This is a genomic window from Paenibacillus sp. JDR-2 (genome assembly GCF_000023585.1).
Lineage (GTDB): Bacteria > Bacillota > Bacilli > Paenibacillales > Paenibacillaceae > Pristimantibacillus.
The window spans coordinates 6,916,782-6,939,244 of the sequence record NC_012914.1 but is presented as its reverse complement, the minus strand read 5'-3'; the positions used below and the strand labels follow the sequence as shown (position 1 = coordinate 6,939,244).

The following is a 22,463-nucleotide window of genomic DNA, read 5'->3' as shown; positions in this document are numbered from 1 at the left end:
CAGCTTCATTTACTTTTTAAGCCACTTGAACAGGGATTTCTTGCTTCCTTGCCCGGCATCGAGCAGCTCGTTTCTGCGGGCTAACGTATCCTCATGCTGAGGATCAAGATCGAGGATACGGTCGCATACGGCTAAGGCTTCTCTCGACTGGTCGCCTTCCATCAGCATGATCAGCTTGATATGAAGCATGGATACATGGTCGGAATGCTTTTGCAGGCCCTCCTGAAGATATGCCTTTGCGATTTCCTTCTTGTCCTGCATGTAATAAGACCACGCGAGGAAGTCGTAAGCATCGCTGTTGCCCGGGTCCAGCTCCAGAAGCTCCAAGCCTGTCTGGATACAGGCTTCAAAGTTCTGGGCGTGTGTAAATAACGCTTGGAGCTTGGTTTCCCTGGCCTCAATGGCGTTTGGATCAAGCTCGATAACCTTGTCCAAATGCTCGATACACTCTCTCCAAGTAAGGTTATCATTCAACAAGAGCGCTAATTTATAACGGTAGCTTGGCCACTCCGGATTATAATCGACGGCCATCTGGTACGCCTCGCGGGCGCCTTCACTGTCTTCTTTGTCCCTATGGACATCCCCAATGACATGGTAAAATACTTCCGGTCTTGCGGCTCCGCGGTTAATGACGGCAAGGGCCAGCTTTAAGGCTTCATCCGGCTGGTTATTGAGATAATAACTAAGCACGGCATAATAACAAGCCTCCTCTTCCTTCTGATACTCTTCCGTTAATTTGTTCAGCTCCAGAAGCGCTTCCTGGTATTGATCCAGATCATAATGGCAGATTCCTTTGAGCTTGACGGCTTCCTTATGGTTTTCGTCCAATTCAAGAGCCTGTTCGCATGCCTGAATGGCTTCCTGGTAATTCTCCTGCAGTTTTAAAGCTCGCGCTTTCTGAACATACAGTTGGCCGTCCTTCAAATCAAGCCGGGCGGCACGGTTAAATACATCGAGGGCGTTATGGGATTGCTCCACGGCATTATACAGCTTCATTTCCGTAATATAAGCTTCCATGTAAAATTTGTTCCGTTCAAGAGCAGCCTCGCAGGCTTCGTAGCACTCCTGATAACGCTCGAGATTCAATAAGGCTTCTGCTTTGTGTCTATAGGAATTGGACATGGAGGGCTCGTAGGAGACGGCTGTTTCCGCGCTTGCCAGAGCCTCCTCGTAACGTTCCAGACGGTTCAGCACGAAAGCCATGTTATTGTAAGCGATAGCCTCGTCCGGCTTAAGCCGGATCACTTCGTTATAGTAGGCGATGGCCTCTTCGGTTTGACCGAATTCCTCTACAAGATCGGCTTTCCACATGAGGAGGTCGACTTCATTCGGGAACAGGCTCAATGCTTTGTTCACCGTCGAGAGAGCCAGCTCTCTCTTCCCGAGACGGGTGAGCGCTTGCGCCATCTGCACATACAATCTGACGGAGGGATGCTTCTCCTCTAATTCCGTAAGCAGCTGGTAAGCCTCTTCGAGCTGATGGCAGGCCAGGTAAGCCGCAACGAGCTCATGCCCGGCTTCCATATTCTGCGGTTCATCGTTATATATCGCGTTGAGTTCGTCAATGCGGAAGCGGTAAGCGGAGAGGAGCAGGTTAATGACCTCTTCGTCATGCGGCAAAATGTCGTCCAGCTGCTTCAAATAGCCGATGGCCTCGTGATGCAGGCCAATGCTTACCGCGCATTTTCCGAGAGAGAACAAGACATCGGTAGCCTCCGGTCTCAATGGCAGAATCGATTGATAGCCGGCGTATGCTTCTTCATAATGGCCCATGCGGTACAACAAGCCGGAACGGTAGTAAATCGCATAATAATCTTGAGGATCCTGCTTGGTAAGCCCGGTTAAATGATCTAGAGCCAGTTCGAGCCTGCCGACGGCCATATCGTATTTCGCTCTCAGTATCAATAAATCAGGGTGCCCGGGATCAATCCCTTGCGCCTTGTTCAGAGCTTGCAGTGCTGTATGGTAGTCAAATTGCTCAAGGGTATTCATCCCCTCGAAATAGTGGCTGATAAAAATATCCTGCTGACCGTTCTCGCATTGCTTAAGCTTATCGTAACGGAAGAAGTTATCCCGTTTGATCCTTCCCATGAGATAGTCGACAAAGCCTTCCGTATAGCCTTCAAGCAGCTGTTCCCTTTTCCTGTCCCAGCCGAACTGTTCATTGCACGCGGCCCATACGGCATGGGGGAGATAATAATGATCGGCGAAAAAATCCAGCAATATCCGGCTTGCTTCCTCGCTTGTATCGAGATGGTGGCAAATCTCGCTCTCAAGCAGCAGCTTCCAGTTACCCGCGTTCACTCTGGCGTTGTAATCCCGGTAAAGCTTCTCAACCTGGCTTTTGAACTGGAGCAAAGGATCATCCGGGCCGTCTGATTCGGCCCCGCCCGATTGGCTGTAAGCAACCGCCTGTTCATAGGCCTCGCGAAGCTCTTGAAATTCCGCCTGGTGAGTTTCGGGCGGGTACATTTTGACAAGACGGGTATAGGCTCTCTTGATCGCCGTTTGATCCGTCGTAGGCTCTAGCCGTAGCACTTCGAAAAAACGCATGGTTTATTCTCCTTTGTCTTCTATGATTTCAAACGCCGCGAGTATGATTTTGCGCTGCTCGCCAATCATCTTTGGATCCTGTTTATCAAGAACGTCTTCGAATTCCTTCAGCAGAGTAGCCACGTCTTTCCGATCGTCGCCAATCCGCTCCTCGAAGAGACGTTCTCCCTTGGCGATAATCCACTTGTTTTCCTGCTGCTCTCTTGGATGAATCTTGATAGCGGACAAGCGTTCAATCCGGCTTGCAATCTCTTCGCGTGTCATCTCGCCCGGGTTTTTCTCGATCGTTATGCTTTTCTTCGCACCGCTCGAGATGACGGTCACCTCGACCTCCAGCAGCCCGTTAATGTCGTAGGTATACCGGACGTCGATTCCTTCCTGACCGGCGGGTCTCGGAGGAATAGGCACATTAAGCTCTCCCAGATAGATATTATCCTTGGCGAACCTTCCTTCACCTTGCAGGATATCGACTTTAATCATGGTCTGGTTGTCGGTAATGGTATAGAACTTTTCCACTCGGCTTGCGGGAATAACCGTATTGCGTTCGATAATCGGGAAGAAGTGGCCGGCTTCCTGCAGCCCATGCGCTTTTCTTACGGATATGGAGGTTCCGAGAGTGAATGGACATACATCGGTCAGAATAACTTCCTTCAGGCTGATATGCCGTTCTTTAAGCCCTGCTTGAATGCCCGCGCCGGCGGCAACCACTTCGTCGGGATTTACCTCCGCGTAAGCCAGCTTGCCGAACAGCTTGCTGACAAACGAACGAATAAAGGGCAGTCTTGTCGCTCCGCCGACGAGCAGGATGGCATCCATATCGCGGACCTTCAGCTTGGCATCGGACAATGCCCGTTCAATCGGTTCCCGGAGCTTCTGGAGAAGTGGCCTTGCCGCTTGCTCGAACTCGTCCAGGGTTATATCCATCGCAAGCAGGTTGTCTTCTTGCTGGAAGCTGAGCGTAACCATTTTGTTCTTTAGAAAAGCCTTCTTGGCCAGCTCGGCCTGCTTCTTCAAGCGGGCATAGCTTTTCTCGTCGCCAATCGTATCCGCCGTAAGCTGATGCTTCCTTAGAAACAGATCAACAAGGAGCTGGGTGAAATCCTCTCCGCCCAGATAGTTGTTGCCGGCAACGGCGCGTACCTCCATGACCTCGTCGAATAGCTCGAGGATGGATACGTCAAAGGTACCTCCCCCAAGGTCAAAGACGAGAAACTTGGTATCGGCATCGCGCAGATGCAGCCCATAGGCGATTGCGGCGGCGGTAGGCTCCGAGATGAGTCGATCAACCCGCAGGCCAGCCAGCTCCCCGGCCCGTTTGGTCGCCTTCCGCTGGAGGTCGTTGAAGTAAGCCGGAACGCTGATGACCGCTTCGTGAACGGGCTTGCCAAGCGCATGCTCGGCATCCTCTTTCAAGGCTTTAATAAGGAGAGCGGACAACTCTTCCGGCAGAAATTCTTGGTCGCCGAGCTTTAATTTCTTTTTTGTTCCCATATACCGTTTAAAGACGGAGGCGCTCATGCCGGGATGGGTGATTTGTCTTTCCAGGGCGATTTGTCCGATTACAAACTCGCCGTTCTCGTCTATGCTAACCGCTGACGGCGTCAGAGACTGCCCCAAAGCATTAGGAATAATAACGGGACCTTGTTCGGTCCAGTAAGACACTAAACTGTTCGTTGTACCCAAATCGATTCCGATAATCGTCATAAATCCTCCACGTTCGCGGTTATTCGTTGTTTATGTACATAATTTCGCTTACAGCTTATACAGCTCCTGCCTATAAATGGTTAATCTACGGTAAAAATCAGCAAAATAATAGCCCGCAAGAGGCCTGATGGCCAACTTGCGGGCTGTATATAAGAATGGAATTAGAACGGGAACAGGCGGCGGTCCTTCTGGACCGATACCCATTTGGCCGTCGTGAATTCTTCGAAGCCGATCTCGCCATGGTAGTGGCCGATGCCGGAAGCCTTCTCGCCGCCAAAAGGAGCTTTCATGTCCATGTTGATCGTCGTGTCGTTGACATGGGTCATGCCGCTTTCGAAAGCGCGGGCAAAGGCAACGCCCTTGTCCAGATCCGTCGTAAATACGGCGCCGGACAAGCCGTATTCCGTATCGTTTACGAGCGCCAGCACTTCGTCATCCGATTCAAACGGAATGATCGAAGCGATAGGTCCGAAGATTTCCGTTTGGGCCAGGCGCGATTTCGGATCCACATCGGCAAAGACGAATGGCGTTACAACTCCGCCGATTCGTTCTCCTTCGAGCACGAGGCGCGGCAGCATTACGCTTGGTGCTTCGCTTACGAGCGTGCTGCCGGAGTTATTGGCTGCTTTTCTGGGCGAATACCCGAATGTACATATCCGGCAGGTGATGGAGCCTATCGCCACCATGAGGAGGCTTTGTTATCTTGATTCTCGTTTCCGTCATAAACCACTATTCGAATCGCCCGGAAAAACGGATGATTTCGGGTACAGCGACTCGTTTTTTGTCGTCTATCGCGGGCCTTTTCAAGATGCTCCGTGGCTGGCGGCTTTCTTCTGGATCGCGCTTATATTACTTGCTTCTATTATAGCGCTTACAATTTTCAAGATGCTCTGGTTTGCCTTGCGGCAAAGGAGCTTGACCTCCAATAGGTAGTCTTATGGCGAATTTTGTGATAACATATTGACTTAAAGAGAACGTGAACGAGTACATACGCCCATTCCGTTCGGGCCGATAGATCTGCCGGTTGGAACCGCATAACAGCAGTTGAATTGGGTATGATTGAAAGGTCTAGTCATTTATCTGAGGAGGATTTAACAATGGCATTGGAATCAATGAAAGACATGCTGAACAAAGCTTTGCAAGGCGGTTACGCTGTTGGTCAATTCAACATCAATAACCTGGAATGGACGCAAGCGATCCTTGACGCTGCTCAAACAGAGCAATCCCCGGTAATCCTGGGCGTATCTGAAGGCGCGGCTCGTTATATGGGCGGCTTCAAAGTGGTTACGAACATTGTATCGGCTTTGATCGAAGAAATGAAAATCACGGTTCCAGTTGCAATCCACTTGGACCATGGCTCCAGCTTTGAAAAATGTAAAGCAGCGATCGACGCTGGCTTCACTTCCGTTATGATCGACGCTTCGCATGATCCGTTCGAAGAGAACGTTCGCATCACTAGCGAAGTTGTTGCTTACGCTCATGAGCGCGGCGTTTCCGTTGAGGCTGAACTGGGTACAGTTGGCGGCCAAGAAGACGACGTTATTGCTGAAGGCGTAATCTACGCTGACCCTAAAGAGTGTCAAGAGCTGGTACAACGTACAGGTATCGACTGCCTGGCTCCAGCCCTCGGTTCCGTTCATGGCCCTTACAAAGGCGAGCCTAAACTGGGCTTCAAAGAAATGGAAGAGATCTGCCAAACAATCAAGCTTCCACTCGTATTGCATGGCGGTACTGGTATCCCTACTGAGCACATCAAACGTGCCGTATCCCTGGGTACTGCAAAAATCAACGTGAACACAGAGAACCAAATTGCGTTCACTAAAGTTGCTCGCGAGATCTTGACTAAAGACTCCGATGTATACGATCCGCGTAAATTCCTGGCTCCAGGCCGCGAAGCGATCAAACAAACCGTTATGGGTAAAATCCGCGAGTTCGGTTCCTCGAACAAAGCGTAAGAATGATATAAAAAGGCTGAACGGCTGCCTCTCGCGGCTGTTCAGCCTTTTTTTCGTGGTTGAAAGTGACGGCGCTCCGCTATAATAGAGTCAAATCATAGGGACAGGGTGATCTAGGTGAATAAGACAGCAGCAGAAGGCAACAAGTTCATGAAAACGCATACGGTAAATACGGCCGTTATTCCCGCGACAAAGCTGGAAGAGGACAGCTACGACTGGTGGGAGCGGCACGAGCAGGTACTGCGGATCAAGCCTGAGATTAATCCGGAAATTGTTCTGATCGGCGATTCGATTACGCATTTCTGGGGAGGTCTTCCGGTCTCCGCAAGCCAGCATGGAACGGGACAAGCCTGGGAGTCCGTGTTTGGAGGCCGCCGCGTCCTTAATCTCGGTTTTGGCTGGGATCGGACGCAAAATGTATTGTGGCGTCTGGATAACGGGCAGTTCGAGGGACTCTCTCCGGAGTGGGTTGTTATTAACATCGGCACGAATAATACAAGCGATACCGAAAACGCACGTTCCAGCACGGCGGAGGAGGTCCGCGACGGTGTACGCGCGGTTGTTGAGCGTGTTCGCCGGCATGCTCCTGCCGCAAGGATCATTCTGATGGCGGTATTCCCGCGCGAGGAATCTCCGGAGGATCCGCGCCGCAAGCTGATCGGCCGGATGAACGAGCTGTATGCGGAGCTGGCCGCTGAGCTGGGATTAATCTTCCTTGATATTGGGCCGTCGATGTTAGCCGAAGACGGAACGCTGCCGCGCGGGATTGCTTTTGATACCTGTCACCTGACGGAGCAAGGCTATCAGCTGTGGGCGGATGCGCTGAGCAAGGTTATCGGGCCAAAGTCGAATTAGAGTAGGGGTTGCCGACCGCCATCGTGACAAAAACGTCACTTGGAACGATCTTACTTCGATGGATGCCTCTCTCCGATCTGTCTATATTAAAGATAGAAAGAGGAGAGGGGCTTAGTGATGGAGATGGAGACGGTTATCCAGACAAAAAACTTATCAAAGAGCTACGGGGCTACTCCCGTATTGAAAAACATTGATCTGACGGTCCAGCCCGGCGAGCTTACGGCGATTATGGGTCCTTCGGGATCGGGCAAATCAACGCTGATGAACGTGCTTTCCACGATTGATCGGTTCAGCGGGGGCGAGGTATGGATTGAGGGGAAATCGCTTCTTGATATGAAGAAGAAGTCGCTTCGTCAATTCCGCCAGGAGCGGATGGGGTTTATTTTCCAGGATTATAATCTGCTCGACACGCTGACGGTGAAAGAAAATATCCTGCTGCCCCTGTCGCTGCGCCAGTTCAAGGCGACGGAGATGGAGGAGCGGCTCATGCCGATTATCGAGGCGCTCCACATTGAAGGGCTGCTGGCGAAGTACCCAAGCGAGATTTCCGGCGGGCAGAAGCAGCGCGTAGCCTCGGCGCGGGCGATTATTACGGAGCCGGCGATCGTATTTGCCGATGAGCCGACGGGCGCGCTCGATTCGCGCTCGGCGACCCAACTGCTTGAGCAGCTTGTATCGCTTAACGCGGCTTTTAACACAACCATACTGATGGTTACGCATGACAGCTATGCGGCGAGCTACTGCAAGCGGGTTGTATTCCTCAGGGACGGGGCGGTCGTAAGCGAGATTTACGCGGGTGAACAGAGCCAGAAGACTTTCTACGAGCGCATTCTGGAGACGCAAAGCCTCATAGGGGGCAAGCTGCGATGAGCCTGTTCGATCTGACGATCCGCAATGTCAAACGCAACTTCCGCCTGTATTCCATTTATCTGATGTCCATGATTATCGGCGTTATTATTCAATATACGTTCTCTTCGCTCATGTACAACGGAGACATTATCGATGCGCTGCAGAACCGGGAGCTGTTCCGGACCGGGGTAGCCATTGCGTCCGTCGTTATCTTCCTGTTCATTATTTTCTTTATCCTGTACGCCAATTCGTTCTTCATGCGGCAGCGGAAAAAAGAGTTCGGCATGTATCTCCTGTACGGCCTGAACGAGCGGCAGCTTGTACGGATGGTTTTCTACGAGACGCTTGTAATGGGCGCTATCTCGCTGGTTATCGGGATATTGCTCGGTGGGCTGCTGTCGAAGCTGTTCGGCATGCTGCTTATGAATCTGATGCAGTATGATCAGGTCATCTCGTTGTCCTTCCCGATTGGAGCAATGGCGACGGCAGCCGGGGTTATCCTTCTGATCGCGCTGATCGTCAGCGCGCAAAGTTACATTTTGGTTAACCGCGTGCAGCTGACGGAGCTGTTCCATGCCAAGCAAAAGGCGGAGAAGCCGGTACGCGTATCCCCCGTGATGGCGATTCTGGCCATTCTGCTGATTGGCCTCGCCTTATTTCTTATCTGCAGCGGTCAATATTCGGCCGTTTGGCAGGATTACGGGGTCTTTAGCCTGATTGCTACGGCCATAGGCATCGTTGGAGGAACGTACCTTTTCTTCCGTCAGTTTGCCGGATGGCTGCTGCAAATGATCAGCCGCGGGCGCAAGTACCATGAAGGCAATACCGTCCTGTGGACGTCCTCGCTCCGTTTTCAAATCCGGGGCAACACGCTGAACCTGACGTTTATCTCCTTGTTCAGCGCGGTGATTGTAATGCTGCTCTGTTTTGTAACGATCAACTACAAGGTGCAGTTCGAAGCGGTTGGCATGAACGTGCCGAATGCAATCGCCTATGAAACCCTCGATTCAGCGGCCAATCAGAAGATTGACGAGATGATCGAAGGCTCCGGCCATGAAATCAACTATCATCTGAAGCCTGAGGCCCTGGTTGCGGAACCGGTGACGGACCGTGGGGTAGCCTTTGACAACCCGGAGTATTATGTTCCCGGCCTGTGGCTGATCGCCGAGAAGGACTACAATGAACTAATCGGTCTGCGGGGCGATAAGCAAAAGGTAGAGCTGAAAGGAATGGAGGCTGTTGCCCTCTCCCAAGGCTCTGATTTTCCGAAGCATTATGCAGCCGGAGAGATGCCTGACTTCACGGTAAAAGCGGATGGCGAGAAGACCTTTACGATCGTGGAGAAAAAAGACTATGCTTACCTTGGCTGGGCTACCGACCCGGTACTGTCCATGGACAAGAAGCCCCCGGTGTTTGTGGTTTCGGATGAGGCTTACGGGCAGCTAAGCGGCGGGACGGAGAAAAAAAGCTTCGAGATTTACGGGCTATCGGACGCCAAAAACGCGGAGAAATTATCCAAGCAAGTTCATGGCATTGTTGTCGCCCAAAACAAAGAAGCTTACTACTCCTCGTTTGCGGATATCTATTCGAAGCAAATCGAGAGCTCGTCCCTGCTGCTGTTTGCCGCCGGCTTCCTGGCTCTGATCGCTACCTTCGCGCTGGCGAGCGTCATCTACTTCAAGCAGCTGCGTGAAGCAACCGACGAGAGGCTCCAATATGCCATCCTGCGCAAAATGGGCATCCACAACCGCCAGTTCCGGAGCGTAATCCGCAAGCAGCTGCTGTTTGTCTTCCTGCCGCCAATCGTGCTTGGGATGTTGTACAGCTGGACGATTATCAAATATTACATTCTGGACTCGGTAACGGATTTCCCGGAGCTGCCGGGCATCGTGTGGAGCATCATTGGGGTATTCTTCTTCATTTATCTGGTGTTCTACTTCTCGTCGGCCAATCTGTATTACCGAATTATTAATCAGAATCCGTAAGCGATGGACATAAGCCATTAAACACCGTAAGTTGGATTTGCTCCAATGAATTCAGGATCGAAAGGGCTGTCCCATCGTCAATTCATGACGTTTGGGACAGCCCTTTGTTAAGTTCGCTGAAGCGTATCCAAATAAGGGTCATGATGCTTTGGAAAATGGATCGTGAACACCGAGCCGCTGCCCGGTGCGGACTCGCAGGTGATGTAATGCCCCAGCTTTCTGGATAGCTCCTGGGCCAGATATAATCCCATGCCCGTCGACTTGGCATGCGTGCGGCCGTTTAATCCCGTAAATCCCCGGTTGAAGATGCGAGGCATATCCTGGGCATCAATGCCGATACCGTTATCCCGAAAGATCAGCAGCTTCTCCTCGGCAGTGAAGGCGGCCTTCACGCTGATCTCCCCATGATCCCTTGTATATTGCAGGCTGTTCGTTATGATCTGATTAATAATGAAGAGCAGCCACTTAGAATCGCTTTGGACGACGGTGGACGGGAGGTCGAGCTGAACGCGGATTCTTTTCGAGATAAACGACTTCGAATGGGCTTTGATGACATCCTTAACGAGCGGCTCCAGATCGCAATTAACCATCTCATAGTCCTGATTGAAGCTGTCGAGCTTCGCGTAATACAAGGCTTGATCGACATAATGCTCGATCCGCGACAGCTCTTCGTTCAGGCTTTGCGGATCAACCTCGGTCTGCTGCATCAGGCGGAGTACGGAGATAGGCGTCTTGATCTCATGGAACCAGGAGATGATGAAGTCGTAATATTCTTTCTGCCGCGCCTGCACTTCGTTCAAGGAACGGATATGGGCGATGCCCGATTCCTCCAGCGTATCCCGGTAAGCTTCCGCCTCGAGCGACAATGGCTCGGCGTCCTCGCTTTGCATCCGGCGGATCGCCTGCAGGTTCCGCGTATAGCGGTAGGCGGTAAAAGCGGCAAGCGAGAGCACGACTAGCGTAAGCGCGTAGAAGAACGTCGGCCAATGCCAGGACGATTGCGGATCCGTGGCGAATACCGCAACCGTCAGCAGAAAAGCGATGCCGTATAATAGAAAATAAGGCCGTTCGTATTTCAGGAATCGCCAGAAGCTCATTCGATGATATACCCCATTCCTTTACGGGTCGCGATAAAGTCCTCCAGCCCCAGCACCGCGATTTTGCGGCGCAGCCGGTTGACGTTTACGGTCAAGGTATTATCGTCGATAAACTGCTCGTCATTCCACAGCACCTGCATCAGATCATCGCGCGAGACGATCTTGCCAATGCTGCGCATCATCGTCTGCAGAATAATAAACTCGTTGCGCGACAGCTCGGCCGTCTGGTCCCCGTACTGCACGGAGGAATTAGACAGATGGAAAACAAGCTGCCGGTGCGACATTTGCAGGTTGTCGTCCTGATACGTATAATTGCGGCGGAGCAGCGCACTGACCTTTGCCACCAGCACGCCAAGGTCAAACGGCTTTTGCACGAAGTCGTCCCCGCCCATATTAATCGCCATAATAACATCCATATTCTGATTGCGGGACGAAATGAAAATAATCGGTACCTTCGACGCCATGCGGATTTGCTGGCACCAGTAAAACCCGTCAAACACGGGCAAATTGACGTCAAGCAGCACCAAATGCGGCTGCGCGGCCTCGAACTCGCCAAGCACGTTATCGAAGGATGTCAGCTCGATTGCTTCATACTGCCATTTGCGTAACGCGTCGGCGACAATCCGCCGAATCTTCTCGTCGTCTTCAATAATCATAATCCGAAACAACGGCTTTACCTCCTGCTCCAGGCGGGCTTGTATAAGGTGAATTATATCATTTTCAAATGGCGAAAGCCCCTCTATGCGGATATAGAGGGGCTTTCCGATATCATTTGGAAACGGTCGAGGCTGCTTTTTCGCCGCTGATGCGGGAGCGGGAGCTTAGAACGAGAATAAACGGAATCGCAACAACCGTAACGACGCAGGCCACGATAAACGTATCGTTCATGGCGAGGACGGAGGCGGTCTCCTGCAGGGAGGTTTTCACCCCGCCGCTTGAGCTAAGCTCGGTGAAATGCGTCTGCGTCCGGACCGAGTAAACCGAGCTGAATATGCCAATCGCGAAGGAAGCAATGACCTGGCGGAGCCAGTTCGTAATCGCGGAAGCATGCCCGGTAGACTCCTTCGGAATGGCGCTCATCGAGAGCGTCATGATATTCGGAGACGAGAAGCCAAGCCCGACATAACGGCAGATCATCCAGCCGATGATAAACGCGTAGGACGTTGTCAGGGATAGACGGCTGAATGCCCATGTCGCGATGATGAGCAGAAATGCGCCGCCAAGCAGCGGATATTCCGGACGGATTTTCCCGTGAAGCCTTCCCGACAGGAGAGAAGCCCCTATCATAAGCAAAGCGCCCGGCAGCATCATAAGCCCTACCGTCAAGGAGGAGGAGCCAAGGGCATTTTCCATATAGATTGGGAGCAAGAAGGCGCCCGCGTACAAGCCGATGGTCAAAATACAGTTGACGACAATACCAAAGGTGAAGGTCGTATGCCGGAAAACCCGGAGATTAAGGAGAGGCGCTTTCGCCGTAAGCTCCCGCCGGATGAACAAGGCAATGCTGACTACGCCAAGCGTAATCCATAGGATTCCCCAGCCGGAAAACCAGCCGATTTTATTCCCTTGCGTGAAATACATCATCAGGGATGTGCTGCCCGTTACGGCAGTGAGCAACCCGGCTAGATCCAGGGAGCTGCCTTTGTTGACCTGCTGCATCGGCAGGTAACGGGAAGCCAGCACGATCGCCAATAGCGCAAGCGGGATGTTCATGAAGAAGATGGCCTTCCAGCCGTAATACTCCGTGAGTAGACCGCCAAGGGTTGGGCCAATGGCTGGAGCAAACATGCTGGCTACGCTCCATAGACTGACGCCAAGCGCTTGCTTTTCCGCCGGAACCGCCTGATAGACGATAGTTAACGTTGCAGGCAGAATCGCCCCGCAGAACAGGCCTTGCAGAATCCGGAAGAGGACAAGGGAACCGATATTCCAAGAGCAGCCGCACAAGACCGAGCAAATGAGAAAGCCGACTAACGAGAACATATAAAGCCGCTTATAACTGATTTTATCCCCCAAGTAACCAACAATAGGGGCAATTGACCCCATGGCGAGCATAAAGCCGGTTGTTACCCACTGCGTATCGTTCAGGTCCGAATGAAGATCCTTCATCATGAAGGGCAGGGCAACCGTTACCGTTCCCGAATTCAAGATCGAAGAGAAATTGCCGAAAAAGATCGCGAGTATAACGAACCAGAACCGGTTGTCGTCTTGCTTCGCATTCATAAAATACCTCACACTCCACTTATTTTCGTGAGGTCGATTATAATATAATGAATTCAGATGGGATACCATCTATTGTTGATGGTAATATAAGCAACGCTAATATAAAGAGCAGAGGTCGTCCATGAATATCGAACAATTGGAATATGTGAAGGAAGTATTCGAGACGAATTCCATGTCGCTGGCCGCGCAGAATCTTCATGTGTCCCAATCCGCGATCAGCCAATCTATTTCGCTCTTGGAGAAGGAAATCGGCATTCCGCTCTTCAAGCGTTCCCGTAACGGAACCGTGCCGACCGAGGATGGCATAACGATCATCAAGAAGGTGCTCGAAATTCTGATGAAGGTCGACGAGATCAAGGAAGAGGTGCAGTCGATTACTTCCGTTTATAAAGGCGAGCTGGTCATCGCGACGATCCCGAGCTTAAGCATGACTTTTTTGCCCAAGACGCTGGCGAGGTTTAAGAAGGATTATCCTCAAATCAAAGTGATGGTTATTGAGCTGGAGAGCCGGATAGTCATAGACCGAATCGTCCACGATAAAGCTCATCTGGGATTAATCTCGCTTAACCCCTATACGAGCGACGGACTGCCGGAACCGATTGCCTTCCACTCCTTTCAATACAAAGGGGAGCTGCAAGCGATTGTACCCCGGGATTCGGTGCTGGCGCTTAACAAGGAGCTTATGCTGAAGGATTTGGCCAATCATGCGTTTATTATGTCGGCAAGCAGCTTCTGGGACGGTGTGACGGAGGATATTAAGCAGGTGTGCGGCGGGATTAACGTTATTTTCACGACAACCAACCCCGAGGTCATAAAGCGCAGCGTCGCGGAGGGCCTTGGCATCAGTCTGATGTCCAGCCTTATGCTGAGGGATGATCCTTATGTGGAGAGCGGAAGGATTGTAGCGGTCCCGCTGGCCGGTTATCGCCTGGATGCGAGCGGCACGTTTGGCGGCATCTATTCGAAGAGAGGCAGCCAGCAGCGGCTGGCCCGGAAGTTTCTCGATTATATTGAAGTTTAGATTATATTGAATTAAAAAAAACGCCAGCCCAATGGGCTGACGCTTGTTTGATAACAATTAAATTTTAGTAAGCCGTCCAGCCGGCATCAGCCGTTACAACGGTACCGTTCACGAAGCTGGAATCATCCGAAGCCAGGAACAAGGCAACTTTAGCGATCTCTTCAGGTTCGCCTGCGCGAGGATTCACCTGAATGCCAACCATAGCGCGTTCCATGCCGAACGGACTTGGAGCATTGATTGAAGTGCCGATATTCGTATTTACGCCGCCGGGAGCGATGGCATTGCAACGGATGCCTTGCGTGGCGTATTGGAAGCCGACGTTTTTCGTAAGACCAACAACGGCGTGCTTCGAGGCGGTGTAAGCTGCGCCGGCACGGGAACCAAACAGGCCGCCGGCGGAAGCGATATTTACGATAACGCCTGCTTTTTTCTCCAGGAAGAGAGGAAGGACCTTGCGAATGGTCCGCATTGGGCCGGTGGCATTGATGGCAAAGATGCGCTCCCACAGCTCGTCCGTCAAATCGGCGGCAGGGACAAAGTTGTCCATAATGCCGGCATTGTTAACGAGAATATCGACCGTGCCGAATTTCTCTACCGCCGTATCGATCAGCTGCTGTACATCTTCCTCTTTCGCAACGTTGGCTGCCACGGCAACCGCCGTACCGCCTTTTTCCTCGATTCCGTCAACGACGGTTTGAGCGGTTTCCGCGCGAAGGTCGGATACGACCACCTTTGCTCCTTCCGCGGCATACAACTCGGCAATCGCCTTGCCCATACCCGAAGCGGCGCCCGTAATAACTGCAACTTTACCCGATAGTCTCATCGTTAATTCCTCCCGGTTTCACTTGGTTTGTATGCATGTCCTTCATGCGAAGGTTTAAAAAAGTGTTTTTCAACAGCTGTCGGTTATAAGTACAACTGTTTGTTTTTAGTATAATAAAGGTGTGGAGCAAGCCTCAATCAGTAAAACCTCGCGAAATGTGCGTTAACGAACAAACCGCCGCCGTTTGTTGAAAAAAACTTTTTGGAAAAAGGAAGGGATGGCATGCGTGATCATCATAGCAAAGCTGTCGATCGCCGGGTGATCCGCAGCAGGGAGGCGTTAAAGCAGGCGCTGCTCACGCTTATGAAGCAAAAGGATTTCGATGACATTTCCATTACGGAGATTGTGGAGCTTGCCAATTATAACCGCGGGACCTTCTACTCGCATTATGAGAGCAAGGAAGCCCTGCTGGACGATATTATTCACGGTCTGATCGGGGAACTGCTGCAGTCGTTCCGCGCTCCTTACGAGAACGAGGAGTATTTCCGCATTCATGAGCTGCCTGCCCATTCGGTTAAAATTTTCGAGCATATTCAGCAGCATGCCGAGCTGTACACCCTGCTGCTGAAGAGCAACGCGCATTCCCATCTGAGAGAGAAGATGTTCGTTGCCATTCAGCAGATCTCAAGGGATGAGCTGGAGCACCCGACTCTGGAAGGAATAAATGCCGAGCTGCTATCCGTTTATTCGAATCATGCGCTGCTAGGACTGATCTTCTACTGGATTGAAAACGGTCTGCCTTACTCTCCGGCTTACATGCAGGAGCAGCTGGTGAAGCTTATTCAATGGCGGCCGTCTGTCGCCAAGACAAAAAAACCGGGCAAGCCGTAAGGCCACCCGGAACCGTTCAATTCTTATACGAATGCCGATATAAAAGAGAAAGGGTATTTATAAAAAATGATGTCGAGAATGCCTGGAAAGGCTGAATGATAAAAGGAGAGTGGAAAGTTATGAAGCAAAACAAATACGATGATCCGGATTTTTTCGATAAATATAGTCAGATGGCCCGTTCAATCGGCGGCCTGGAGGCTGCGGGGGAATGGCATGTCCTGCGCACATTGCTCCCGGACCTGAAGGATAAGAGGGTACTGGATCTCGGCTGCGGCTACGGCTGGCACTGCCGCTATGCGCGGGAGCAAGGCGCTCGTTCCGTTCTGGGAATTGATATATCGGAGAAAATGATCGCGCGCGCCAAATCATTTAACGCGGATGCCGCGATCACCTACCGTCAGGCGGCTATCGAAGATATCTCCTTTGAGCCTGGAGAGTTTGACGCCGTCATCAGCTCGCTGGCGCTCCATTACGTGGAGGATTTCGAAGGGGCATGCCGCAAGATTTACGATAGTCTAGCTCCGGGAGGAAGCTTTGTCCTGTCCATGGAGCATCCGGTCTTTACGGCCGTTGCCGCACAGGACTGGCATTATGGCCCATCGGGCGAGCGGCTGCACTGGCCGGTCGACCATTATCAGGATGAAGGCTCGCGTATCGCCCGTTTTCTGGACTCCGATGTCATCAAGTATCATCGCACCTTATCGTCCATTATGAATGCACTTATCCAGGCGGGATTCCGCATGACGGAGGTTGCCGAACCAGGCCCTTCGCAAGAGGCCTTGGATCAATATGCCGAGATGAAGGATGAGACGCGGCGTCCGATGTTCCTGCTGCTGGCAGCGCAGAAATAGAAATTTCAGGAACCGTCCACAATTGCTGTTATTTGTGTTACGATCAGTTGCAAAAGCCAATCTTTCATAACGGAGTGCACCAAGTATGGGAACGCCTTATTCCGCTGCTTTGACGTTGATGGTTACAGCCGGTGTTATCAATATCATAATGGGTATTTACGTGTTCATGAACCGTTCCAAGCAGGCAATGGCGAGGACCTTTATTGCGATGTGCTTTCTGTCGGCCATCTATATATTTGGTTCTGCTTTAGAGCTGTCTGCCGGTACGCTAAAGGAAGTGAAGTTCTGGATTACGGTCGAATACTTTGGGATGCCTTTTATTCCGCCGGTTAGTCTGATGCTGATCATGTATTTCCTTGGAATGGAAAGGTTATTGAAATGGCAGATGCGGTATTTGATGTACCTGATGCCGTTTATTACGCTTGTGCTTGTTATGACAAACGACATGCATCATTTCTATTACCGTTCCGTCGAGTTGCAGATAGGCGAAGGTATTCATAAAGTCGAATTAAATGCGGGGCCTTGGTATATCATTCAGGGTGGTTATACGTTTGGCTGCATGATTGGCGGAGTGGCTCTGCTGCTGATCTATTGGAACCGGATGCGTTCCTCTTACCGTCTTCAGCATATTACGATGATGGTGGGGCTCCTCCTGCCGATAGCCGGAGATTTTCTCTACTTGGGCAACCTGACGCCGGACGGCATTGACCCGATTCCCGTCATCATGGCCATTACAGCGGCTTTGTATATGTGGGGGCTGGTATCGAAGGGAATGCTGAACGTTGCGCCGGTCGCCAGGGATACGCTGTTTGAGAGCATGAACGACGCGGTACTGGTATTAGACCGGAATAACCGTCTGGTCGACTTTAACCCGGCCGCCGCAGCTATTCTCCCGGAGCTTACTACCTCTGCGCTTGGGCAGGCGATTGAGCCGCTGCTTGCCTTGCATACGGATCATTTGATGCTCGACCTGGATGCGGAGGCGGGCGGAGATATGCCCCATATCTACGATGAGGTGAAGTGGACCGTTGGCATGCAGTCCTACTATTATCAGATCCGCTCTTCTTTTATCCGGAAGAGAAGGGGCCCTGAGACGAGCAAGCTGATCGTTATGATTGACATAACGGAGAGAGTGCGGCTTCAGGAGCAGCTTCGGGTGCTTGCTTATCATGACGGTCTGACGGGGATTTTTAACCGTCTTCACTTCATTCATTTAAGCGAAGCGCTCCTGCACCAATCGGCTGAGCAGGACGAGCCGCTTGCCCTGCTCCTGTTCGATATCGATCATTTCAAGCAGATTAACGATGCTTACGGCCATGATGTTGGAGACCGCGCCTTGCTGCATGTCGTCGACATCTGCCGGCAGCTGCTTCGTCCGGAGGACGTATTTGGCAGGTATGGCGGCGAGGAATTTGTAGTCGCAATGCCGGGTTTGTCCCATGAGGAAGCGGAAACCGCTGCGCAGCGGATCCGCAGCGAGATTGCCGCGCAGACTATCGCGGCGGCGACTTCCGAGCCTCCTCTTTCCGTGACGGCGAGCTTTGGCGTTGCCATGGCGGGAGCAGGGTGCAAAGAAGCGGGAGGAGGCATTAATCAGCTGCTGAAGGCAGCCGACAATGCTTTGTACGAAGCCAAGAACAGTGGACGGAACACGGTCCGTTCAGCCCATATAGAGCCAGGCAAAAAAGCGCTTCTCCGTTAACGGAGAGGCGCTTTTTTGCCTTCTAAGAGGTTATAAGTTTTTTCCTATATATCTGCCTTAGACTCCGAATTGGAACGGGCCTTCCCGCCTAAGGACGGCGAAGCCGTTTCACCTTGCGTCAGTTAGTGTCGAAAAGCCGCGTAAATACGCGTATATAATAGAAATCTTGTCTGTAATGGAGGAAAAAGGAGGATTTTAGTGGATAAAATCGTATTATAGGGAATACGGGAACTAGTAAATGTTGTAAGTGAGCGAGGGGAGGTCCATGATTGTTTCGCGGCAGGAGCTTTGCGGTTTATTTCGGAATGATTCTATTGCTATTATGCGCGGGCTGGCTTGTATTTCTGCGGAGAGATTCCTTTACCGGGGCGGCCGTTAGCCATATTCTTCAAACGTTAGCTGCTCTTTACGCGGCTGTCCTACTGCTTAGGGCTTCCAGCAAAGAGACGAAGTACTGGTTATTTTACGGCTTGGGCCTGCTGGTTTATTTTGTTGCCCAGCTCATCTGGTCTATTGTGACGCTTATTAGAGGCGCCGAGCCGGATTACCTGGGTATTCCGGAGCTGCTATGGAGACTTCAATATTTATTCTTTCTTATTGCTCTCTATATGCAGTACCAGCAGCGCCGCTCCAACCTTGCGCTTCGATTCATACTCGATATCTTATTGTACGGCACGATGGCTTCCACGCTTTATTGGAACCTTCTGATTGAACCGATCCTGTCCCATCATCATGTTAACCGGGATGTCGTGGGATATCACATGTTTAACTCGTCCTTTAATGCTGTCATCGTATTTCTTCTGCTGTTCTTCAGCTGGTACGGCAAAAAGATCATTTCCAGCAGGGCTAATAGGTTTCTGCTCAGCGGATTTTTGATCAAATTATTGGGAAACACGGCATTTGTCTATTTATTGTCCTACGCTGCGGCAGGCGAGCAATGGTCCTGGATTGCGGACTTCTGCTGGTTTATCGGCATGATGTTTATCGGCTTTGCCGCTCTGCCGGACAAGGATCCGCTTGGTGCTTCCCTCCGGCCGGGCAACGAGTCCAGGCAGACCTTTATGAGGCGTTACGCGCTTATTATCTTTGTCTGCGCGGCGCTTATCGCCGTCATCTGCCGGCTGGGCGACTTCTCGATTATTAGCGTAGGCGCGATTGTAGCCGTTGTGCTGCTTGCTATCCGGCTGTCGGTGGGCATTTACGAGTTGGAATCGGCCGGGGCCGCTCTCATGCAGTCGCGGGTCAATTACGATAATTTCGTGGAAAGCTCGCTGCTTGGCGTGTTTATTGAGCAAAATGGCCGATTGGTCTATATGAATCCGCAAGGGGAGAGCATGTTCGGCTGCGAGCCGGGACAAATGCTTGGCCAGCCGCTGGCAAGCTTCCTGCTGGAGGCGGAACGTGACCGGTTAAAACAGGAATTTAACATGATCTGCCGGTTGAATCAATCCTCCCGGCTTGCTCTTGCCGCGCGGAAATCCAATCAAAAGGATCTGTTCCTTGAGATGCAGGCGGCTCCCGCCTTCTTCAAAGGAAAACCGGCTATATCCGGACTGCTGCTGGATGTGACGGAGAGCAAGCTGTCGGAGCAGCATTTGATCCGGTCGGAGAAGCTGTCCGTTATCGGCCAGCTGGCGGCAGGGGTTGCCCACGAGATTCGCAATCCGTTGACCGCGCTGAAAGGGTTCACCCAACTGCTCCACCGGAGAACAACGGACCAGAACCGCCATTATTTCGATATGATGCTGACCGAGCTGGAGCGGATTAACTATATCGTAGGGGAGTTTATGCTGCTGTCCAAGCCTCATCAGTGGCAGCAGATAAGCAGCTGCGACATGAGTTCGCTGCTGGACGATATCATTCCGATTATGCAGTCGCAGGCGATCATTACGAATGTCAGCATATCCGCGGAGAAAAGTCAGGATTTGCCTATTGTCCAATGCGATGCCAACCAGATCAAGCAGGTGCTCGTTAACCTGATGAAAAACGCGATTGAAGCCATGCCTAGCGGTGGCGAGCTTCATGTGCATATGAAGAAGGACCATAAAGGCTATATGGTTATTGATATTATCGACCAGGGAGTTGGCATTCCCCAGCATGTCATTGACCGGCTGGGCGAGCCGTTCTATACAACCAAGGATACGGGAACCGGACTTGGACTCACCGTATGCTTCAAAATCATTCAATCCCATGGCGGCACTCTATCGATTACGAGCGAGCCGAATATCGGAACGACGGCTACCATCCGGCTGCCGGCTTAGCTTAAACGGAAACAACCCCTTGGACTGCTGCAGTTCAGGGGGTTGTTTCCGTTTAAGCTTAAATCCGGATATCGAGATTATTGCCGGTCGTGCCGTTAAGCGCCGGGTTGTTCCGGCTGGTGTTAACGCCAAGCTGGCTGCTGGCAGCCGTTTGCTGGTTCATGCTTTGCTGCTGGCCTGCTGCCTGGTTATCCGCCTGCGATTTCTTCTGGGCGATTTGCAGCTGAATTTGCTGAATCTGCTGCTGCAGCTGCTGGGCTTTTGTTTGCTTGGTCTTCTCGTCATCCTTGCTCTGCGCAACTTCCTTTAACTGCTTCTCGAGACTTTCCAGCTGTTTCTCCAGCGAGCTGGTGTCCGAAGTGCTGCTCTGGGACGTATAAGTTGTGCTTGATTGCGAGACTGATGATGATGAAATATTCATCTCCGCTCACTCCTTCCGCGTAAGTCTTCGTCTACATGAAGGTTATCGGTTTCGAACATGAACGGAGGATGAACACAGCCTGAATGTTAGCTGAATGTGTTACGGATTCTTGGAGTCCGTGCGGTGAACAGACCAAGGATCAAAGCAAGGCCAACCAAGATGGCGCCTACCCATGGCAGCGCGCCTAGGGAAAGATGGGTAATGACCCAGCCGCCGATAAAGGCGCCGGAGGCATTGCCGAGGTTGCCGGCCGAATGGCTGGACGTGGAAGCCAGTGCCGGCGCGGACTGCGCCAGACTCATAATCCGTACTTGAAGTCCCGGGAATACGGCAAAGGATGCCGCCCCCCACAGGAAGATCGTAATTACGGCGGCGATCTCGTTATGAACGGTAAAGGTGAAGATCGTCAACACAACCGCTATGGTCAGATAAAGGCCAAGAATGGAAGGCATCAGCTTCCAGTCGGCCAGCTTGCCGCCAACCATATTGCCGACCGTTACGCCGATTCCGAACAGAATCAGAATCCAGGTCACGCTGTGCTCCGCAAAGCCGGTAATATCCGTAAGGAGCGGCGTAATATACGTAAATACCGCAAACAGTCCGGCGTTGCCGAGTGCCGCGATTAGCAAATAGACAAGCAGCTTTGGCCTGGCAATTGCCGATATTTGCTTAAGGACGCTGACCTGCTTGCTTAGCTTAAGCTTCGGAATGAAAATAATAATGCCGATAAGAGCGAGGACGCCCATGACGGCAATAGCGCCAAAGGAAGCGCGCCAGCCCCAGTTCTGGCCGATATACGTGCCGATCGGGACGCCGATAATGTTGGCGATCGTGAGGCCGGCCATCATAATCGAGACGGCTCCGGCCTGCTTATCCGCTCTTACGAGCTTGGAGGCAATAACCGCGCCAACGCCAAAGAAGGTGCCGTGGGTCAGTGCCGTAATTATCCTGGCGATCATCAGAACGGCGTAATTGGGTGCTACAACCGACAGGCCGTTGCCGAGAATAAAGAGCAGCATAAGAATGCAGAGCAGCTTTTTCTGCGGAATCCGGCTCGTCAGAATCGTCATAATCGGAGCGCCGACGGCTACGCCAAGGGCATACATCGTAATGAGCTGGCCGGCTGCCGAGATGCTTACATTCAGGTCGCTAGCGACATTCGGGAGAATGCCCATAATGACAAATTCGGTCATGCCGATTGCAAAAGCGCCAACGGTCAGCGACAGGACGGAGATCGGAAACGGCTCCTTCCCGGCTTGCCCTTTCATGGCTTGCTTGCTGTTTAATTGTTGCGAGACTTCCATAAGGTAAAGCCAACCTTTCTGATGAGCA

18 protein-coding genes are annotated in these 22,463 nt (G+C 51.8%); 9 read left to right on the top strand and 9 right to left on the bottom strand.

Going from position 1 to position 22,463, the window contains the following annotated elements; genetic code table 11:
• Nucleotides 1-9: 9 nt before the first annotated feature.
• The 3 genes from PJDR2_RS30460 to PJDR2_RS30450 all read right to left on the bottom strand — a co-directional run bounded on the left by PJDR2_RS30460 (nucleotide 10) and on the right by PJDR2_RS30450 (nucleotide 4,943).
• A complete protein-coding gene (locus PJDR2_RS30460; RefSeq protein WP_015847596.1) occupies nucleotides 10-2,553 on the bottom strand; it encodes a tetratricopeptide repeat protein in 2,544 nt (847 codons plus the stop codon).
• A gap of 3 nt (nucleotides 2,554-2,556) precedes the next feature.
• On the bottom strand, nucleotides 2,557-4,257 hold the full coding sequence (locus PJDR2_RS30455) for an Hsp70 family protein (protein WP_015847595.1): 1,701 nt from the start codon (nucleotides 4,255-4,257) through the stop codon (nucleotides 2,557-2,559).
• A 161-nt stretch (nucleotides 4,258-4,418) separates the two neighbouring features.
• Complete coding sequence (locus PJDR2_RS30450; RefSeq protein WP_041613720.1) at nucleotides 4,419-4,943, bottom strand: aldehyde dehydrogenase family protein; 525 nt, start codon at nucleotides 4,941-4,943, stop codon at nucleotides 4,419-4,421.
• Nucleotides 4,944-5,354: 411 nt separating this feature from the next.
• Between PJDR2_RS30450 and PJDR2_RS30440 the strand changes: the two genes are divergently transcribed.
• From PJDR2_RS30440 to PJDR2_RS30425, 4 genes are all read left to right on the top strand, one after another.
• On the top strand, nucleotides 5,355-6,212 hold the full coding sequence (locus PJDR2_RS30440; protein ID WP_015847594.1) for a class II fructose-bisphosphate aldolase: 858 nt from the start codon (nucleotides 5,355-5,357) through the stop codon (nucleotides 6,210-6,212).
• Nucleotides 6,213-6,329: 117 nt separating this feature from the next.
• On the top strand, nucleotides 6,330-7,067 hold the full coding sequence (locus PJDR2_RS30435) for a GDSL-type esterase/lipase family protein (protein ID WP_150106583.1): 738 nt from the start codon (nucleotides 6,330-6,332) through the stop codon (nucleotides 7,065-7,067).
• Nucleotides 7,068-7,190: 123 nt separating this feature from the next.
• Nucleotides 7,191-7,937, top strand: a complete 747-nt coding sequence (locus PJDR2_RS30430; RefSeq protein ID WP_041614832.1) for an ABC transporter ATP-binding protein — start codon at nucleotides 7,191-7,193, stop codon at nucleotides 7,935-7,937.
• On the top strand, nucleotides 7,934-9,901 hold the full coding sequence (locus tag PJDR2_RS30425) for an ABC transporter permease (RefSeq protein WP_015847591.1): 1,968 nt from the start codon (nucleotides 7,934-7,936) through the stop codon (nucleotides 9,899-9,901). The genes PJDR2_RS30430 and PJDR2_RS30425 overlap by 4 nt, the downstream gene beginning before the upstream one ends.
• 107 nt (nucleotides 9,902-10,008) lie before the next feature.
• Here the strand turns inward: PJDR2_RS30425 and PJDR2_RS30420 are convergent, their stop codons facing one another.
• The 3 genes from PJDR2_RS30420 to PJDR2_RS30410 form a co-directional block, all read right to left on the bottom strand.
• Nucleotides 10,009-10,998 carry a sensor histidine kinase gene (locus PJDR2_RS30420; RefSeq protein WP_015847590.1) on the bottom strand — a complete coding sequence of 330 codons (990 nt, stop codon included), beginning with the start codon at nucleotides 10,996-10,998 and terminating at the stop codon, nucleotides 10,009-10,011.
• Nucleotides 10,995-11,666 carry a response regulator transcription factor gene (locus PJDR2_RS30415; RefSeq protein ID WP_015847589.1) on the bottom strand — a complete coding sequence of 224 codons (672 nt, stop codon included), beginning with the start codon at nucleotides 11,664-11,666 and terminating at the stop codon, nucleotides 10,995-10,997. The genes PJDR2_RS30420 and PJDR2_RS30415 overlap by 4 nt, the downstream gene beginning before the upstream one ends.
• A 100-nt stretch (nucleotides 11,667-11,766) precedes the next feature.
• Nucleotides 11,767-13,221, bottom strand: coding sequence for an MDR family MFS transporter (locus tag PJDR2_RS30410; protein WP_015847588.1), 1,455 nt, complete (start codon nucleotides 13,219-13,221; stop codon nucleotides 11,767-11,769).
• A 121-nt stretch (nucleotides 13,222-13,342) separates the two neighbouring features.
• On the opposite strand from PJDR2_RS30410, the gene PJDR2_RS30405 reads away from it, so the two are divergent.
• Complete coding sequence (locus PJDR2_RS30405; RefSeq protein ID WP_015847587.1) at nucleotides 13,343-14,242, top strand: LysR family transcriptional regulator; 900 nt, start codon at nucleotides 13,343-13,345, stop codon at nucleotides 14,240-14,242.
• A gap of 64 nt (nucleotides 14,243-14,306) precedes the next feature.
• On the opposite strand, the gene PJDR2_RS30400 is transcribed toward PJDR2_RS30405, so the two are convergent.
• The gene (locus PJDR2_RS30400; RefSeq protein ID WP_015847586.1) at nucleotides 14,307-15,065 is read right to left on the bottom strand and encodes an SDR family oxidoreductase; all 759 of its coding nucleotides are present in this window, start codon (nucleotides 15,063-15,065) and stop codon (nucleotides 14,307-14,309) included.
• 222 nt (nucleotides 15,066-15,287) lie between these two features.
• On the opposite strand from PJDR2_RS30400, the gene PJDR2_RS30395 reads away from it, so the two are divergent.
• The 4 genes from PJDR2_RS30395 (at nucleotide 15,288) to PJDR2_RS32230 (ending at nucleotide 20,710) form a co-directional block, all read left to right on the top strand.
• Nucleotides 15,288-15,896 (top strand): TetR/AcrR family transcriptional regulator, encoded by a 609-nt coding sequence (locus tag PJDR2_RS30395; protein ID WP_015847585.1) that lies wholly within the window; start codon nucleotides 15,288-15,290, stop codon nucleotides 15,894-15,896.
• A 119-nt stretch (nucleotides 15,897-16,015) separates the two neighbouring features.
• Nucleotides 16,016-16,747, top strand: a complete 732-nt coding sequence (locus PJDR2_RS30390) for a class I SAM-dependent methyltransferase (protein WP_015847584.1) — start codon at nucleotides 16,016-16,018, stop codon at nucleotides 16,745-16,747.
• Nucleotides 16,748-16,832: 85 nt separating this feature from the next.
• Nucleotides 16,833-18,449: a histidine kinase N-terminal 7TM domain-containing protein gene (locus PJDR2_RS30385; RefSeq protein WP_015847583.1), complete on the top strand. Its 1,617-nt coding sequence runs from the start codon at nucleotides 16,833-16,835 to the stop codon at nucleotides 18,447-18,449.
• A 269-nt stretch (nucleotides 18,450-18,718) separates the two neighbouring features.
• Nucleotides 18,719-20,710 carry an ATP-binding protein gene (locus PJDR2_RS32230; protein ID WP_015847582.1) on the top strand — a complete coding sequence of 664 codons (1,992 nt, stop codon included), beginning with the start codon at nucleotides 18,719-18,721 and terminating at the stop codon, nucleotides 20,708-20,710.
• Nucleotides 20,711-20,768: 58 nt separating this feature from the next.
• On the opposite strand, the gene PJDR2_RS30375 is transcribed toward PJDR2_RS32230, so the two are convergent.
• Nucleotides 20,769-21,131 (bottom strand): FlxA-like family protein, encoded by a 363-nt coding sequence (locus PJDR2_RS30375; protein ID WP_015847581.1) that lies wholly within the window; start codon nucleotides 21,129-21,131, stop codon nucleotides 20,769-20,771.
• An 86-nt stretch (nucleotides 21,132-21,217) separates the two neighbouring features.
• Nucleotides 21,218-22,435, bottom strand: coding sequence for an MFS transporter (locus PJDR2_RS30370; protein WP_041614827.1), 1,218 nt, complete (start codon nucleotides 22,433-22,435; stop codon nucleotides 21,218-21,220).
• Nucleotides 22,436-22,463 lie beyond the last annotated feature (28 nt).